Annotated in this window: 12 protein-coding genes and 1 tRNA gene; 6 read left to right on the top strand and 7 right to left on the bottom strand. The window is 43.6% G+C overall.

Annotated elements, in window-relative coordinates; all coding sequences use genetic code 11:
- The first annotated feature begins 83 nt into the window (after window positions 1-83).
- Together ABE547_RS04950 and ABE547_RS04945 are read left to right on the top strand one after the other, a co-directional pair.
- A tRNA-Leu gene (locus ABE547_RS04950) sits at window positions 84-166 on the top strand.
- A gap of 176 nt (window positions 167-342) precedes the next feature.
- A complete protein-coding gene (locus ABE547_RS04945; protein WP_347377716.1) occupies window positions 343-2,121 on the top strand; it encodes a bifunctional homocysteine S-methyltransferase/methylenetetrahydrofolate reductase in 1,779 nt (592 codons plus the stop codon).
- Between the two features lie 66 nt (window positions 2,122-2,187).
- On the opposite strand, the gene ABE547_RS04940 is transcribed toward ABE547_RS04945, so the two are convergent.
- The 5 genes from ABE547_RS04940 to ABE547_RS04920 all read right to left on the bottom strand — a co-directional run bounded on the left by ABE547_RS04940 (window position 2,188) and on the right by ABE547_RS04920 (window position 7,370).
- Window positions 2,188-2,829 (bottom strand): hypothetical protein, encoded by a 642-nt coding sequence (locus tag ABE547_RS04940; protein WP_347377715.1) that lies wholly within the window; start codon window positions 2,827-2,829, stop codon window positions 2,188-2,190.
- Window positions 2,830-2,857: 28 nt separating this feature from the next.
- The gene (locus ABE547_RS04935) at window positions 2,858-4,132 is read right to left on the bottom strand and encodes a diaminopimelate decarboxylase (protein ID WP_347377714.1); all 1,275 of its coding nucleotides are present in this window, start codon (window positions 4,130-4,132) and stop codon (window positions 2,858-2,860) included.
- Window positions 4,129-4,845, bottom strand: coding sequence for a helix-turn-helix domain-containing protein (locus tag ABE547_RS04930; protein WP_347377713.1), 717 nt, complete (start codon window positions 4,843-4,845; stop codon window positions 4,129-4,131). The genes ABE547_RS04935 and ABE547_RS04930 overlap by 4 nt, the downstream gene beginning before the upstream one ends.
- 161 nt (window positions 4,846-5,006) lie before the next feature.
- On the bottom strand, window positions 5,007-6,443 hold the full coding sequence (gene pyk, locus ABE547_RS04925; RefSeq protein WP_347377712.1) for a pyruvate kinase: 1,437 nt from the start codon (window positions 6,441-6,443) through the stop codon (window positions 5,007-5,009).
- A 54-nt stretch (window positions 6,444-6,497) separates the two neighbouring features.
- Entirely contained in the window at window positions 6,498-7,370 is an 873-nt protein-coding gene (locus ABE547_RS04920) for a hypothetical protein (protein ID WP_347377711.1), read from the bottom strand.
- Window positions 7,371-7,594: 224 nt separating this feature from the next.
- Between ABE547_RS04920 and ABE547_RS04915 the strand changes: the two genes are divergently transcribed.
- The 4 genes from ABE547_RS04915 (at window position 7,595) to ABE547_RS04900 (ending at window position 14,691) form a co-directional block, all read left to right on the top strand.
- Window positions 7,595-11,848 carry an acyl-CoA dehydratase activase-related protein gene (locus ABE547_RS04915; RefSeq protein WP_347377710.1) on the top strand — a complete coding sequence of 1,418 codons (4,254 nt, stop codon included), beginning with the start codon at window positions 7,595-7,597 and terminating at the stop codon, window positions 11,846-11,848.
- A gap of 54 nt (window positions 11,849-11,902) precedes the next feature.
- Window positions 11,903-12,667, top strand: a complete 765-nt coding sequence (locus ABE547_RS04910; RefSeq protein ID WP_347377709.1) for an alpha/beta hydrolase-fold protein — start codon at window positions 11,903-11,905, stop codon at window positions 12,665-12,667.
- A gap of 10 nt (window positions 12,668-12,677) precedes the next feature.
- The gene (locus ABE547_RS04905; RefSeq protein ID WP_347377708.1) at window positions 12,678-13,430 is read left to right on the top strand and encodes an alpha/beta hydrolase-fold protein; all 753 of its coding nucleotides are present in this window, start codon (window positions 12,678-12,680) and stop codon (window positions 13,428-13,430) included.
- A 64-nt stretch (window positions 13,431-13,494) separates the two neighbouring features.
- Window positions 13,495-14,691: a carbamoylphosphate synthase large subunit gene (locus ABE547_RS04900; protein ID WP_347377707.1), complete on the top strand. Its 1,197-nt coding sequence runs from the start codon at window positions 13,495-13,497 to the stop codon at window positions 14,689-14,691.
- A 543-nt stretch (window positions 14,692-15,234) separates the two neighbouring features.
- On the opposite strand, the gene ABE547_RS04895 is transcribed toward ABE547_RS04900, so the two are convergent.
- Window positions 15,235-16,245 (bottom strand): GGGtGRT protein, encoded by a 1,011-nt coding sequence (locus tag ABE547_RS04895; protein WP_235249172.1) that lies wholly within the window; start codon window positions 16,243-16,245, stop codon window positions 15,235-15,237.
- Between the two features lie 94 nt (window positions 16,246-16,339).
- The gene (locus ABE547_RS04890; protein ID WP_235249171.1) at window positions 16,340-17,032 is read right to left on the bottom strand and encodes a hypothetical protein; all 693 of its coding nucleotides are present in this window, start codon (window positions 17,030-17,032) and stop codon (window positions 16,340-16,342) included.
- Window positions 17,033-17,066 lie beyond the last annotated feature (34 nt).

The raw sequence follows: 17,066 nt of genomic DNA, 5'->3' as shown, positions 1-17,066 counted from the left end.
GAGAAAATTTAAAATCAAAAAAGGATTGACAGTTTCATGTTTTAAGGTTATAATTTAACATGTTGTTGATATGTTCAACACATGCGGATGTGGCGGAATGGCAGACGCACAAGACTCAAAATCTTGCGGGGGCGACCTCGTGTGGGTTCAAGTCCCACCATCCGCATAATAGCCATAAACCTTGATATTTCAAGATTTATGGCTATTTTTTTATCCTGTATCAACACAACACACTACTGATCAGATAAATCTTTCCTATTACCGGCTATAAATATTCCCAATACATGAGCTCCTGAAAATGTGTTATACTAAAAAGCAAAACTTACATAAGGAGAATCTCCCATGACGATAAATGAATATCTAAAACATCATAAACTCATCACCGACGGTTCCTTTGGAACTTACTACTCGGAAAAATATCAGACAGACGACATGCCTGAAAACGCCAATACTTCTTTTCCGGAACGGGTTCTTGAGATTCACAGCTCTTATATCGAAGCCGGGGCAAAACTGATTCGTACGAACACCTTTGCCTCCAACACATCCCTGCTGTCTTCTGACTGGACAACTGTCGAAAAAAATATTCTGGCTGCCATCAAGATCGCAAAAACGGCTATTGGAGACAAAGAAGTCTTTATTGCCGGAGATATCGGTCCCATCCCTGAAAGCACTCCAAGGAACTCTGATACCGATCAATTGTCAGAGGAATATTATCAGATTGCAAGATGTTTCGTCGAAAACGGGATCTCTGTTCTGACGTTTGAAACATTTCCGGATACAGAACATATACTCTCTGCAATTCAACGCATCAAAAAAGAGTATCCGATTTTTATCATGGTACAGTTCTGTGTAGATCAGTTTGGCTACAGCACTTCCGGCCTGAGTGCAAAAAAACTGCTTGAGACTGTGAAAGCTATGCCGGAAATTGATGCGATTGGTTTAAACTGTGGTGTCGGACCCGGACATATGGCTCAGATATATAAAAAAGTAAATTTAAATTCTGACAAATATCTGATCTCCCTTCCCAATGCCGGATATCCGAAACGTATCCAGAGCCGACAGCTTATATTTGACAACAACTGCGGATATTTCGCTGACAAGCTTGCCGATCTTTCTGCATTCGGAATGGACATTCTTGGCGGATGCTGCGGTACAAACCCTGCATTTATCAAGGTGCTCTCAGACGTTCTGGATATAGAACAGCCAACGAAAACAACCGTGAATCTGCAAAAAGCAAAAATTGAAACTCCCAGAAAAAACACGGGTTTTATCTATAACAAAGATGGCTCATTAAAAAACAAAAAACTCATTGCCGTTGAACTTGCCCCTCCCATCTCTTCCAATGACGAAAAGCTTCTGGAGGCTGCTCATTTCCTTCAGAATGAAGATGTGGATGTACTGACTTTTCCTGATTCTCCTTCCGGAAGAACTCGTGTTGATTCTGTCCTGATGGCAGAAAAGGTCAGACGTGCAACCGGCATGTGTGTGATGCCGCACATTTGCTGCCGTGACAAAAATGCAATTGCTATGAGATCATTATTTTTGGGTGCATATATCAATGATATTCACAACTTTCTGATTGTTACCGGTGACCCGATTCCATCTCTTGCAAGACAGAACATAAAATCTGTTTTTAACTTCGATTCCGTCGGATTAATGCAGATTGCAAAAGATATGAATGAAGAAACATTCACAGACATGCCCATCGCCTACGGTGGTGCTATCAATCAGGGGCGACGCAATATTGACGTGGAGATAAAAAGAATAAAAAAGAAAATGGATACCGGTGCTTCATTTTTCCTGACCCAGCCTGTTTTTTCTAAAGAAGATGCCGACCGCGTCCGCTATATCAAAGAAATGACCGGCGCACGGATACTATGCGGAATCATGCCTCTCATCAGTCGTAAGAATGCGCTCTTTATGAAAAATGAAATCGCCGGGGTCACCGTAGCAGATACTATTATTGAAAGATATCCCGAACACGGTTCAAAAACAGAAGGAGAGGCAGTCGGAGTTGCAGTCTCCAGGGAGATGATTGAATATACATACGACTTTGCTGACGGATACTATTTCTCATTCCCGTTTAACAAAGTACATCTTCTAAAAGAAATTATGAAATGATGTCTTTATTTATCCAAAAATACCAAAAGGGCTGAAAACGGTATAAACCGTCAGCCCTTTTGCATATTAAAACATATTTTCCGGGAAAAGAGTCCCATCGATTGCCGTAAGATCTTCCTCTGGTATATACCAGACTCCCTCAGAGTCGGGTTTTACATGGATCGTAATAATCTGTTCCTCTCCGTAGGATGGATCTGCGAGTCTTGCTGCCATCAATTCATACATTTTCTGAAGAAACTGTTCATTCAGCTCTTCCTGTGTCGGAACCTCCGTGGCATCTGCGTACTGCTCTGTCAGCCAGGCTTCTGTCTCTTCCGTAACTCCTTCAAATGCAGTAAATGCACAGACCTTTACGTCCAGCGTATAGGAATCATCTTCCTCTTCTTTTGCCTCACCGACTTCGTATTTCGCACTCTGGAGCATATCTTGAAACAGCTGCCTGTAGTTGGCTTCCAGCTCATCAGAGATTCCCAGCTCTTCAAAACCGCTTTCCGCCATGATCACATCCAGGCTGGCATCATAGATCTCCTGTGCCTCTTCTTCTGTAGATTCCGTCTGTTCAATGTATTCTTTGAATTCTCCTTTATAACTGGCATCCAGAATGGACTGCGTATACAACGTAGCATCCTCTGCTGACATACTTCCACATCCTCCCAGTAACATGACAGCAACGGAAAGAATCAGAGTCAGCATGCATTTTTTCTTCATACTCCATCCCCCATTATACTTTAATCCATTATTTTTCAATTAATTTTTTTCCGATATCGAAGCAGTCAAATGTCGCAAAGTAATCTGCCGGGGTCTCTGCTCTTCGGATCAGCTGTGTGCTTCCGTCTTTTTTCAGAAGAACTTCTGCGGATTTTAATTTTCCATTATAATTATATCCCATGGAAAATCCATGTGCTCCTGTATCATGGATTACGAGAACATCACCGATATCGATTCCCGGAAGCATACGATCTATTGCAAATTTATCATTATTCTCGCACAGAGATCCGGTCACATCATACTTATGGTCACACGGCTGATTTTCCTTTCCCATGACCGTAATATGATGGTATGCTCCGTACATCGCCGGGCGCATCAGATTCACTGCACATGCATCCACTCCAATGTATTCCTTATGTGTGTGTTTCTCATGAATTGCAGTTGTAACCAGGCAGCCATATGGTCCCATCATAAAACGTCCCATCTCTGTATAGATCTCTACATCACCCATTCCTGCCGGAACCAGAACTTCTTCATAGACACGGCGTACACCATCACCGATTGCACGGATATCATTCGGTTCCTGGTCCGGCGTATAAGGAATACCTACACCACCGGAAAGATTGATGAACTTGATATGTACTCCTGTTTCTTTCTGAAGCTTCACAGCCACTTCGAACAATACTTTTGCAAGCATCGGATAATAATCATTGGTTACGGTATTGCTGGCAAGGAACGCATGGATACCGAATTCCTTTGCGCCTTTTTCCTTCAGAATCTTAAAAGCATCAAACAGCTGCTCTGTGGTCATACCATATTTTGCATCTCCCGGATTGTCCATGATATCGTTGCTGATCTTGAACATTCCGCCCGGATTATAACGGCAGCTGATCGTCTCCGGTATATGTCCGATCGCCTTCTCCAGAAAATCAATGTGAGTAATATCATCCAGGTTGATGATCGCACCCAGCTTCTCTGCATAGACGAATTCCTCTGCCGGTGTATCATTGGATGAGAACATGATATCTGCACCCTTTGCACCAATCGCTTCAGACAGCATCAGCTCTGTATAGGATGAGCAGTCGCATCCACAACCATACTCTCTTAAGATATCAATCAGAAAAGGATTCGGTGTGGCTTTTACTGCAAAGTATTCGCGATATCCTTTATTCCAGGAAAATGCATCTCTTAAGGTTTCCATATTTTTCCGGATCCCTTTTTCATCATAGAGATGAAACGGAGTCGGATATTCCCTGATGATCTCATCTAATTGTTCCTTTGTTACAAATGTTTCCTTTTTCATTGTGCGTTGTTCTCCTCTCGTATGGACAGTAATTTGATTTCATTGGAAAGTGCAGTCTTATATAACTCCACAAAATTCTTTTTTCCGGAGTACAGGCATGTATTCATACTTCCCTCTCCGTATTCGCCGGTCAGTACATATCTGGAATCTGCGATCACACCGATCTGTGTTCCTCTGCTTTCTCCCACATATACTCTGGCATTTTCAAAAGTTACCGGCTGATCCGTAATGATCACGACTTTTTTCTTTGCTTTCATGAGCTCCTGAAGCTCTCTTACAATCAGAAGCAGATAATTCCTTGTACAGCTGATATAGACACGCTTATCCACCTGAGCCAGTATGTTGCGTATTTTATTCAGTATATGGTCTGCGCCTTCTATCGTAATGTAGCCCTCTGTATAGGTCTTTTCCGATGGCATATGGCTTTCCAGCCATTTTCTTGATTCTTCCAGCTTTCGTATCCGATTCTTGCAGAATTCATCAATCGGAACAGGAATATACTTTCTTGTATTTCCTTCCTCCACAAGATACGCTGCTCCTTTCTCAGTCATATTTGCCAGAGAATTATAAGCATTCGACCTGGAGATTCCTGTCTGCTTTGCCACTTCGTATCCCGTTACTTTTCCTTCTGTTGACAGACACTGATAGATACAGGCCTCCTGCCTGGTCAGTCCAAACTCCATCAGACGTTCCACAAAAGATCTTTCTTCCATTCTTTTTCTCCTGTTATATTTAAAACGATTCTTTAGTAGTTCTCTATGGGAACACTATATATGATATTCTGCTTTCTGTCAAGACATATCTGATATAACATAGACCGGAGACGAAAAAACTTCATTGTTTCTCATCTCCGGTCTGTATATGCCTTATATCATTAATCAACAACAGCAATACGCATCATATTGCTGACACCCGTTTTCTGTCCTGCCACATTGGTAGACGGTATGCCTGCCGTCAGAATCACAACATCTCCTGTCTCCGCCATCTGTTTTGCACAGATCAGATCAATCGCACTGTTACAGATATCTTCCGTTGTACGCACTTCAATAGATTTCAGTGGTCTGACACCCCAGTAGATCTGCATTCTTCTCAGGGTCGCTTCATTCGGGCTGACTCCTATGATGTCCATCTTCGGTTTGAACTTGGATACCACTCTCGCAGTAGCTCCGGATACAGTAGGCGTAATAATGCATTTCGCGCGAAGGTTATTGGCCGTTGTTACTGTTGCATGTCCAAGTGCACTGGAAGCACTCTTCATTCTGTGCTCACCGGCCTTTTTCAGAATCTGCTCGTAATCCAGATGCTCTTCTGTATTTTCTACAATATGAACCATCATCTGGAGTGCTTCAATCGGATATTTTCCCTGTGCAGTCTCCCCTGAGAGCATAACCGCATCAGTTCCATCATACACTGCATTGGCAACGTCTGTTACTTCCGCTCTGGTCGGACGTGGATTACGGATCATAGAATCCAGCATCTGCGTTGCAGTAATAACCGGTTTATAATTATCATTGCACTTCTGAATCATCAATTTCTGCAGATACGGAACCTTTTCAGCCGGTATCTCCACACCAAGATCTCCTCTGGCAACCATGATTCCATCCGCACATCGAATAATCTCATCAATATTCTTGATTCCTTCTGCATTTTCTATCTTGGCAATCACCGGAATATACGGAGCGCCGCACTCTTTCAGATACGCCTTGATCTCAAGAATACATTCAGCATTTCTGACAAAAGATGCTGCAATAAAGTCTACCTTCTGTTCTACACCAAACTTCAGATCTTCTCTGTCTTTCTCCGTAATTGCCGGAAGTCTGACCGGAACATTCGGTACGTTCACACCTTTGCGTTCTCCCAGCTCTCCACCGTTTATAACCTTGCAGACAATCTCAGTGTCTCTTTTTTCTTTTACTTTCAGTTCAATCAGACCATCATCGATCAGAATTGTACTTCCAATCTGCACATCTGCAGTCAGTCCCGGATAAGTGATCATAGTCCTTGTCTCATCGCCAACAATCTCTTCCGTACAAAGACTAAAGATACTTCCCGCCTTCAGCTGTACTTTTTTGCCATCTTTCAGGACACCTGTACGGATCTCCGGTCCTTTTGTATCCAGAAGTATCGCGATCGGCCTCTGTTCTTCTTCACGGATTCTTTTTAACATGTCCATGCGCATCTTCTGTTCTTCATGGTCTCCGTGTGAAAAGTTAAATCTCGCAATATCCATACCACTTTGAACTAACTTTCTCATGATATTCTCGTCATTCGTATTTGGTCCCATTGTACAGATAATTTTTGTCTTTTTCATATTTACTCAAACCTTTCTTAAACTATTTTCAATATCACCTGAACGCTTCCCGCATCACTTGACATGTGTATGCGTGAACAGATGATCCTGACAGTATTCATAATTACCATTACATTTTGAACAATACCGGAATTCCAGATTCGGATCATCAAGTTCTGTTCGTCCACAGACTGCACATCTGTGCTTTGCACCGTTTGCATATACATTGACCGGGCGGCTCGCCTGATTTACCTTCCGTTTAAAATCCTGCTTTCTCTTCATCTGCTTCGGAGAATACGGCTGCATATTTCTGGATCCCAGGAAAAAGAGCAGGAAATTCAGGATTGCAATGAAGGCCGCCAGAGCATTTGCCTTATAGTATACCCCATATACGCCTCCGCCATAAGCCGGAAGGAATGCCTGTACAACCGCATACAGGAAATACAGCCCGTCAATCAGTGCCAGCCATTTTACCTTAACCGGAATGACAAAGAAAAGCAGAAACTGAACATCCGGATACAATGCCGCAAATGCAAAGAACAGGGACATATTCAGATACCATGTATCCATCGGAAGAACCAGCCCCGTCAGCAGATATGCAAGAATTGCTCCGATTACAGTAAAAAACATACCGGAAAAGAAATACAGGTTGAATCGAAAAGCTCCCCAGGCATATTCCAGCTGCTTTCCGATCATATAATACAGATACAGTGAAAATATAATGAATACCAGGCTGCTGGAAGGTGCCTGAATGATGAAGGTAAAGATTCTCCACACCTGTCCCTTAAGAATCATGCTTGCATCCAGGGACAGATACTGGTAATAAAATAACGGATTTACAAGATTCAGAACAAATCCCGCTGCATACAGGATGATAATATAGTACATCAGATTCGGAATTGCATATCTTCCGAACTTTCTCTCCAGTTTATTCAGCCAATTATTCATACACAAACTCCTTTTTTTGAAATTACACTGTAGTCATTCTAACGTCTTAGATTTTATTTGTCAATTCTGCCACTCAAACTTAACAGCATTTTTACAAATATATAGTATTTGTTAATTGTCTTTTCCCATCTTTTGTCGTATAATGTTACAGGTTGTAAAATGGCAAAATGCATTTAATAGGAAGAAACACATATGAATGTTTATATGACAAGGAGTTACATATTATGAATCGTAAGGAACATTACACACTTGGCATCGACATCGGTTCTACCACCGTTAAGATTGCCATATTAGATGAGAATAATGAAGTGGTATTTTCTGATTATGAGAGGCATTTCGCAAACATCCAGGAAACACTTTCTGACTTGTTGGGAAGGGCACTCTACAAATTAGGTCCGATCCATGCTTCACCGGTCATTACCGGTTCCGGCGGTCTTACACTTGCCAAGCATCTCGGAGTCCCGTTTGTTCAGGAAGTCATTGCTGTCTCCACTGCTCTGCAGGACTATGCTCCACAGACAGATGTCGCAATCGAACTTGGCGGTGAGGATGCCAAGATCATATATTTTGAGGGCGGTAACGTGGAACAGCGCATGAACGGCGTATGCGCCGGAGGTACGGGATCCTTCATCGATCAGATGGCTTCTCTTCTTCAGACAGACGCCTCCGGACTGAATGAATATGCCAGAAATTACAAAGCTCTCTATACAATTGCCGCTCGATGCGGTGTGTTTGCAAAAACAGATATTCAGCCACTGATCAATGATGGTGCCGCCAAAGAAGATCTTGCTGCATCAATCTTCCAGGCAGTTGTGAATCAGACAATCAGTGGTCTTGCCTGCGGAAAACCAATACGCGGTCATGTGGCTTTTCTGGGCGGACCATTACATTTCCTTTCTGCACTCAGAGAGGCATTTATCCGGACACTGAAACTGGACGATGAGCACACAATTGCACCGAAAAACTCCCACCTGTTTGCTGCGATCGGATCTGCAATGAATGCAAAGCGGGATCAGGATGTCTCACTTCGCGAAATGCAGAATCGCCTTGACGGAAAGATCAAGATGGAATTCGAAGTTGACCGTATGGATCCCCTTTTTGAAAGCGAAGCAGATTATCGGGCATTTACGAATCGCCACGCAAAGCACCAGGTGCCAATCAAAGACCTTTCCACATACCGCGGCAAGGCCTTCCTGGGAATCGATGCCGGATCAACAACGACAAAAGCCGCTCTGGTAGGCGAAGACGGAACCCTGCTTTATTCTTTCTACCATAATAATGACGGAGATCCTCTCGGAACTACCATCTCTGCGATCAAGGATATCTACAGTCAGCTTCCGGAAGGTGTTGAGATCGTACACTCCTGCTCTACCGGATATGGAGAAGCCCTCATAAAAGCTGCTCTTCTTCTGGATGAGGGAGAAGTTGAGACAGTGTCTCATTATTACGCCGCTTCTTTCTTTGAACCGGACGTTGACTGCATTCTGGACATCGGCGGACAGGATATGAAGTGCATCAAGATCAAAAATCAGACCGTAGACAGTGTGCAGCTGAATGAAGCCTGCTCTTCCGGATGCGGATCCTTTATTGAAACATTTGCAAAATCACTGAATTATACGGTTGAGGATTTTGCACACGAAGCATTATTTGCAAAAAATCCAATTGATCTTGGAACCCGCTGTACCGTATTTATGAATTCAAAAGTGAAACAGGCTCAGAAAGAAGGCGCTGAAGTATCTGACATCTCCGCCGGTCTTGCTTATTCCGTTATCAAGAATGCGCTCTTTAAGGTAATCAAAGTATCGGATGCCTCCGAGCTCGGCGAACATATCGTCGTTCAGGGCGGTACCTTCTACAACAATGCTGTTCTTCGAAGCTTTGAAAAGATTGCCAACTGTGAGGCAATCCGTCCGGACATTGCCGGAATCATGGGTGCATTCGGAGCTGCTCTGATTGCCCGAGAAAGATACGTTGACTGCGAAGGTACAACCATGCTTTCCATCGAAGAGATCGAAGCGCTGGAATATTCTACTACCATGACAAAATGTAAAGGATGTACGAACAACTGCCGTCTGACGATCAATCATTTCAGCGGCGGGCGCAGATTCATCACCGGTAACCGATGCGAGCGTGGCCTTGGAAAAGAAAAATCCTCAAATAAGCTTCCGAATCTGTTTGAGTACAAGTTAAAACGTTACTTTGACTATACTCCGTTAAGTGAAGAGGATGCCAGACGGGGAACCATCGGCATTCCACGGGTTCTGAACATCTACGAGAACTATCCGTTCTGGTTTACATTGTTCAGTCAGCTGGGATTCCGTGTTGTGCTGTCCCCTGTTTCCACCCGCAGGATCTATGAACTGGGAATTGAATCCATTCCAAGTGAATCAGAATGTTATCCGGCAAAGCTTGCACACGGACATGTACAATGGCTGATCAATGAAGGAATTCAGACCATCTTCTATCCGAGCATTCCTTATGAACGCCAGGAATTTGCTGAAGCCAATAACCACTATAACTGTCCGATCGTAACCTCTTATCCGGAGAACATTAAGAACAATATTGATGCTATCATCAATCATGAAGTTGACTTTCTGCATCCATTCATCTCGTTTGCAAGTGAGGAGACCATCTCTTATCGACTGATTGAAGAACTTTCCGAAAAATTCTCAATCCCCGCAGATGAGATCAGAACTGCCACTCATGCCGCATGGGAAGAACTGAATGCATGCCACAGGGATATGCAGAAAAAGGGTGAAGAGACCGTCCGGTTCTTAAACGAGATCGGAAATCGTGGAATCGTCCTTGCCGGCCGGCCGTATCACATCGACCCGGAGGTAAATCACGGAATTCCGGAACTGATCAACTCCTATGGAATTGCTGTACTGACGGAAGATTCCATCTCCCACCTTCATCCGGCGGAACATCCGCTTAACGTCATGGATCAGTGGATGTATCACTCCCGTCTGTATGCTGCAGCCAACTATGTAAAAACCGTGGACAATCTGGATCTGATCCAGCTGAATTCTTTCGGCTGCGGACTGGATGCCGTTACGACCGACCAGGTAGCTTCCATTCTGACAGATTCCGGAAAAATATACACTACACTGAAGATTGACGAGGTCAATAACCTGGGTGCTGCCCGAATCCGTGTCAGATCCCTTCTTGCCGCAATCCGCGTCAGAGAAAAAAGAGGGGAAAAGCGCGAGATTCAGTCTTCTGCCATCGAAAAAGTAGTATTTACCAAACAGATGCGTGAGGAATACACGATTCTGTGTCCGCAGATGTCTCCGATCCATTTTGAACTGCTGGAAACCGCTTTTAATGCTTCCGGCTATCATCTGGAAGTATTGCCGAACGATAATAAACAGGCCGTAGATGTGGGACTCAAATACGTTAATAACGATGCCTGCTACCCGTCTCTGATGGTAGTCGGCCAGATTATGGAAGCAATTCTCTCCGGTAAATACGATACACACAAGATTGCCGTGATCATCAGTCAGACCGGCGGAGGATGCCGTGCATCCAATTATATCGGATTCATCCGCAGGGCACTGAAAAAAGCCGGTTATGGTTATATTCCGGTAATCTCCATCAACTTAAGCGGTCTGGAAGACAACCCGGGATTCAAACTGACACCGAACCTGGTTCTTCGCGGCATCTACGGTGTAATATTTGGCGATATCTTTATGAAATGTGTATACCGGCTGCGTCCATATGAGGCAGTTCCCGGTTCCGTCAATGCAATGCACCGGAAATGGGTAAAGGTGTGCCAGGAATTCCTCTCCAACGGATATCCGAGCCGCCACAGATTCAATCAGCTATGCCGTGAGATCATTGCAGACTTCGACAACCACATAGAATTACTGGATATCAAAAAACCACGAGTTGGTGTTGTAGGTGAAATTCTTGTAAAATTCCTTCCGGCAGCCAACAATTATCTGGTTGAACTGCTGGAAAGCGAAGGTGCAGAAGCCGTCGTTCCGGATCTTCTGGATTTCCTGCTCTACTGCTTCTATAATCAGAACTTTAAAGTATCACATCTTGGTATGAAGAAGTCCAAAGCATGGACCGGCAACATGGGAATCAAAGTACTGGAATGGTTCCGCGCTCCTGCTTCCAGAGCATTTGCACAGAGCAGGCACTTTGATCCTCCGGCTAGGATTCAGGATCTTGGTGAGATGGCATCTGATATCGTATCTCTTGGTAATCAGACCGGTGAAGGCTGGTTCCTGACCGGAGAAATGCTGGAACTGATCCACAGTGGTGCACCGAATATTGTATGTACACAGCCATTTGCCTGCCTTCCAAACCATGTGGTAGGAAAGGGTGTCATCAAGGAATTACGCAGACGCTATCCACAATCCAATATTGTGGCTATTGATTTTGACCCGGGTGCAAGTGAGGTAAATCAGCTGAATCGTCTGAAACTGATGCTTTCAACAGCCAACAAAAACCTGGAAAAACAAATGAAGTAAACATCTTAAGGGACGGCTGTCTTGCACAGCCTGTCCTGATATGGAGGTATATATATGGTTTATACATGGGACATTACTATTCCTGAGCTTACTGCCGACGAACCCCGAAAAGCCTATGTCTATCTTCCGGAATCGTATCAAGAAGATCCAGATCAGCGCTACCCGGTTCTGTATATGTTTGACGGACACAATGTATTCTTTGATTCGGATGCAACTTATGGAAAAAGCTGGGGAATGAAGGAATATATGGATGCTACATCCACTCCTTTGATAATTGCCGCAGTAGAATGCAATCACAGTCCGGACAACGGACGGCTAAAAGAATACTCGCCTTACAGTTTCAGAGATTCCCGTTTCGGAAACATTACCGGGAAAGGAAAAATAACTATGGACTGGATGGTCCATACATTTAAAAAGGAGATCGATCAGAACTTTCCGACTCTGCCGGATCGTAAACACACATTTATTGCCGGCAGCTCCATGGGCGGACTGATGAGCCTGTACGCAGTGATGAAATACAACAGTTTTTTTTCCGGTGCTGCCTGCTTATCTCCTTCCCTCTGGGTAGACCTTCCAAAGATCAGTCGTCTGATCGAGCACTCCAGACTCCGTCCCGGAACGGTCGTCTATATGGACTATGGCTCCAGAGAACTGAAAAACCATCCGGGCATGTTAAATCAGTTTCAAAAAACGGCATCTCTGCTTCTGAAACGACACGTGATGCTGAACTGCCGGATTGTTCCGGATGGCGAGCATTGTGAGGCCAGTTGGGAAAAACAGATTCCATTTTTCATGAATACCTTGTTATACGAACGATAGGAGACAACATATGAATGTACAGTATTTTAAGCAATACAGCCCTTCTCTGAACAAAGACATGGAATGCAAAGTATACGGCCATGCCGGCCGTCCGGTTCTCTTTATTCCCTGTCAGGATGGACGTTTCTTCGATTTTGAAAACTTCCATATGACAGACACCTGGGAACCATGGATTGAATCCGGTGAGGTTATGGTGTTTTCCATTGATACGATCGATCAGGAAACCTGGTCAAACAAAGACGGAGATCCCCGCTGGCGCATCTTCCGATATGAAGAATGGATCCGCTACATTACCGATGAGATGGTTCCTTTCATGCGTGCAATGGTCAACGAATACAATGGCTGGACCGGCGAACCTGGTGTACTGGTATTCGGCTGCAGTCTTGGGGCAACGCATGCTGCCAATCTGTATTACCGCCGCCCGGATCTTTTTGACCGTCTGCTGGCGCTCAGCGGAATCTATACATCCGAATATGGATTCGGATCTTATATGGACGATCTGGTGTACCAGAATTCACCGGTTCACTATCTTCCGAATCTGCCCCTGGATCATCCATACATTCCGATGTACAATGCACAGAAGTCTGTCATCTGTGTAGGACAGGGAGCCTGGGAAATCCCTGATTCCACCAGACATCTGGATGCGATCCTGAAGAGCAAAGGAATTCAGACCTGGGTTGACTATTGGGGATGGGATTGCTGCCATGACTGGGACTGGTGGTATAAACAGGTTGCTTACTTTGTTCCATATTTATTGGATTAGAGAGTTTTTTCTCATGAAGTCAGTGTTATAGTTATTTTACACACAAGAAAGAGAGTGAGTACGAATGATGAAGAATTTTATTTTTATTTCTCCGAATTTCCCGACAAACTACTGGCAGTTCTGTGCAGAACTGAAAAACAACGGACTGAATGTTCTTGGTATCGGCGATCAGCCTTACGATGAACTGTCTCCGGAGCTGAAGTACAGTCTGAACGAATACTACAAAGTAGGCAGCCTTGAAAACTATGATGAGGTATATCGCGCTGTTGCATTTTTCACTTACAAATACGGCCGTATTGACTGGCTCGAATCCAACAATGAATACTGGCTGGAGCGCGACGCCATGCTGCGTACAGACTTCAATATTAACACCGGCTTCCATACCGAAGATATGACCCGTATCAAATACAAGTCCAAAATGAAAGAATATTATACCAAAGCCGGCATCCCGGTAGCCCGCTATCATCTGGTGGATGATGTCGAAAACTGTAAGAAATTCATTAAAACTGTCGGATACCCTGTGATCGTAAAACCGGATAATGGCGTTGGTGCATCTCACACCTTCAAGTTATCCAAAGATGAAGATCTGATTCAGTTCTTTGGAGAAAAAGATGGCGATACTCTGTATATTATGGAAGAATTTATCAATGCAGAAGTGAACTCATATGACGCCATTATCGATTCTCACGGAGAGCCGATGTTCGAGACCGGTAATGTAACTCCGGACTCTATTATGGATATCGTAAACAACTCTGATAATTCCATCTACCACATTGTAAAAAATCTCTCCAAGGATGTACAGGCTGCCGGACGTGCAACAGTAAAGAGCTTCGGTGTAAAGAGCCGCTTTGTTCACTTTGAATTCTTCCGCCTGCTGAGCGACCACGAAGGAATGGGCAAAAAAGGAGATGTTGTGGCTCTTGAAGTAAATATGCGTCCTTGCGGCGGCTTTTCACCTGATATGATGAATTACGCCAACAGCACCAATGTATATAAAATCTGGGCTGATATGATCGCATTTGACCGTTCTACACTTCCGGAAGGAAAGCATGGCTACTGTGCATACGCCGGACGCCGCGACGGCAAGGATTTTGTTCTCAGCCATGAAGAAATACTCGAAAAATATCAGGACAACCTGAAAATGGTAGACCGTATCCCGGATGTACTCTCCGGAGCAATGGGCAACCAGATGTACGTTGCATTGTTTGATACAAAGAAGGAAATGGACAGCTTCTATAAGAATGTTCTGAAATGCAACTAGTTCGAAACTAATCATTGTTTGAATAATGGAATCTTGAATAAACTTAAGCCTGCCATGCAATTCACTCATGGCGGGCTTTTTTATTGTTTGCCTTTTTTATTATCTTCCTTTCCGGCAAATCCTGATGACAAAATATAACATTTCATGTAGATACTCAAACAACTAAATTATGATGGTAATAATTTGAAGATTTTTCATGCATATTTTAAAATTTCTAATTTTGATGGTATTTGCACGCGCATTTTTACATGTATAATTCTTGATTTGAAATTTATGATGGATTTTACCTCAGATTTTTGCATGTAATATTTTTGAAAAAGCATTAATGATGGAATCGTAAAATTTCTTTACGACAAATACACCAACCAATTGTATCAGGCAATAAAAGATATTAATGAATTCCAATATGTCAATAAAAGATATTAATGAATTCCAATGTAGCAATAAAAGAAGTGGGGTTGAGATTACTCTTCCCCACTTTTGTTGTACTAACAAATTTACACTATAAATAGCCAACAAAGAAAACTTCTTCTAAGCCATTTCTTAGAACTTGCCAGCCTTAGCAGCTTCCTCTACGCTTACTGCAACTGCAACAGTCATACCAACCATCGGGTTATTACCTGCTCCGATTAAGCCCATCATCTCAACGTGAGCCGGTACAGAAGAAGATCCTGCAAACTGTGCATCAGAATGCATACGTCCCAATGTATCTGTCATACCGTAAGAAGCCGGTCCTGCAGCCATGTTATCCGGATGAAGTGTACGTCCTGTACCACCGCCTGATGCTACTGAGAAGTACTTCTTACCCTGTTCGATACATTCTTTCTTATAAGTACCTGCAACCGGGTGCTGGAAACGTGTCGGGTTTGTAGAGTTACCTGTGATGGATACGTCTACGCCCTCTTTGTGCATGATAGCAACACCTTCACGTACGTCATTTGCTCCATAGCAGTTTACTTTGGAACGAAGTCCGTCAGAGTATGCGATTCTCTGAACTTCTTTTAATTCGCCTGTATAATAGTCATATTCTGTCTGAACATATGTAAATCCGTTAATTCTGGAAATGATCTTTGCAGCGTCTTTTCCAAGACCATTCAAGATAACACGAAGAGGTTTCTTACGAACCTTGTTTGCCTTCTCTGCGATGCCGATTGCACCTTCAGCTGCTGCGAATGATTCGTGACCAGCCAGGAATGCGAAGCAGTCTGTATCTTCTTCCAGAAGCATCTTTCCTAAGTTACCATGTCCAAGACCTACTTTACGCTGATCAGCTACAGATCCCGGAATACAGAAAGCCTGAAGACCTTCTCCGATTGCTGCTGCTGCGTCAGCTGCTGTCTTACATCCCTTCTTGATTGCAATTGCTGCACCTACTGTATAAGCCCAACATGCATTTTCAAAACAGATCGGCTGAATGCCCTTGATCTGATTGTATACATCAAGTCCGGCATCCTTTGTGATCTTCTCAGCTTCCTCGATAGAAGCGATGCCATAGCTTGCTAACACTTCATTGATTTTATCAATTCTTCTTTCATATGATTCAAATAAAGCCATTTACTTATCCTCCTGATTTCCTTACCTTTATGTATCCTATCTGCGCGTACACACCCTGCACATTCTTCCATGCGGTGCGCTGCGCCAAACGCGACTACTCTTTACGTGGATCAATAATCTTCACTGCGTCTGCAACACGTCCATACTGTCCTTTTGCTTTCTCCCAAGCATCGTTTGGTGTGTCACCTGCTTTGATGAAATCAGTGAATTTTCCAAGGCTTACGAACTGGTATCCGATGATCTCATCGTTTGCATCCAATGCAATACCTGTTACATAACCTTCTGCCATCTCAAGGTAACGAGGTCCTTTTGCAAGTGTTCCGTACATAGTACCTACCTGAGAACGAAGTCCCTTTCCAAGATCTTCCAGTCCTGCACCAACTGCAAGTCCGTCTTCTGAGAATGCACTCTGAGTTCTTCCGTATACGATCTGTAAGAACAACTCTCTCATAGCTGTATTAATTGCATCACATACAAGGTCTGTATTCAATGCCTCTAAAATAGTTTTTCCTGGAAGAATCTCAGAAGCCATAGCTGCAGAATGTGTCATTCCTGAACATCCGATTGTCTCAACCAGTGCTTCCTGAATAATACCATCCTTTACGTTCAAAGTCAGCTTGCAGGCACCCTGCTGAGGAGCACACCAGCCAATACCATGTGTAAAGCCGGAAATATCCTTTACTTCTTTAGCCTGCACCCATTTTGCTTCTTCCGGAATCGGAGCCGGTCCGTGATTTGCACCCTGAGCTACCGGACACATCATTTCTACTTCCTTTGAATAAATCATTTTAAAACTCCTTTCAACTATATGCGTATTTACT

The sequence above is a fragment of the Dorea sp. YH-dor226 genome (assembly GCF_039832105.1).
Taxonomy (GTDB): domain Bacteria; phylum Bacillota; class Clostridia; order Lachnospirales; family Lachnospiraceae; genus Dorea_A.
The sequence above is the reverse complement of the archived record's forward strand: the minus strand, read 5'-3'. Positions and strand labels throughout refer to the sequence as shown.

What these genes read in the sequence shown, in the direction of transcription:
- ABE547_RS04935 (WP_347377714.1), bottom strand. Translation starts at nt 4,132, where the DNA reads ATGAAAAAGGAAACATTTGTAACAAAGGAACAATTAGATGAGATCATC.
- ABE547_RS04945 (WP_347377716.1), top strand. Translation starts at nt 343, where the DNA reads ATGACGATAAATGAATATCTAAAACATCATAAACTCATCACCGACGGT.
- ABE547_RS04940 (WP_347377715.1), bottom strand. Translation starts at nt 2,829, where the DNA reads ATGAAGAAAAAATGCATGCTGACTCTGATTCTTTCCGTTGCTGTCATG.
- ABE547_RS04905 (WP_347377708.1), top strand. Translation starts at nt 12,678, where the DNA reads ATGAATGTACAGTATTTTAAGCAATACAGCCCTTCTCTGAACAAAGAC.
- ABE547_RS04915 (WP_347377710.1), top strand. Translation starts at nt 7,595, where the DNA reads ATGAATCGTAAGGAACATTACACACTTGGCATCGACATCGGTTCTACC.
- ABE547_RS04895 (WP_235249172.1), bottom strand. Translation starts at nt 16,245, where the DNA reads ATGGCTTTATTTGAATCATATGAAAGAAGAATTGATAAAATCAATGAA.
- ABE547_RS04920 (WP_347377711.1), bottom strand. Translation starts at nt 7,370, where the DNA reads ATGAATAATTGGCTGAATAAACTGGAGAGAAAGTTCGGAAGATATGCA.
- pyk (WP_347377712.1), bottom strand. Translation starts at nt 6,443, where the DNA reads ATGAAAAAGACAAAAATTATCTGTACAATGGGACCAAATACGAATGAC.
- ABE547_RS04890 (WP_235249171.1), bottom strand. Translation starts at nt 17,032, where the DNA reads ATGATTTATTCAAAGGAAGTAGAAATGATGTGTCCGGTAGCTCAGGGT.
- ABE547_RS04910 (WP_347377709.1), top strand. Translation starts at nt 11,903, where the DNA reads ATGGTTTATACATGGGACATTACTATTCCTGAGCTTACTGCCGACGAA.
- ABE547_RS04930 (WP_347377713.1), bottom strand. Translation starts at nt 4,845, where the DNA reads ATGGAAGAAAGATCTTTTGTGGAACGTCTGATGGAGTTTGGACTGACC.
- ABE547_RS04900 (WP_347377707.1), top strand. Translation starts at nt 13,495, where the DNA reads ATGATGAAGAATTTTATTTTTATTTCTCCGAATTTCCCGACAAACTAC.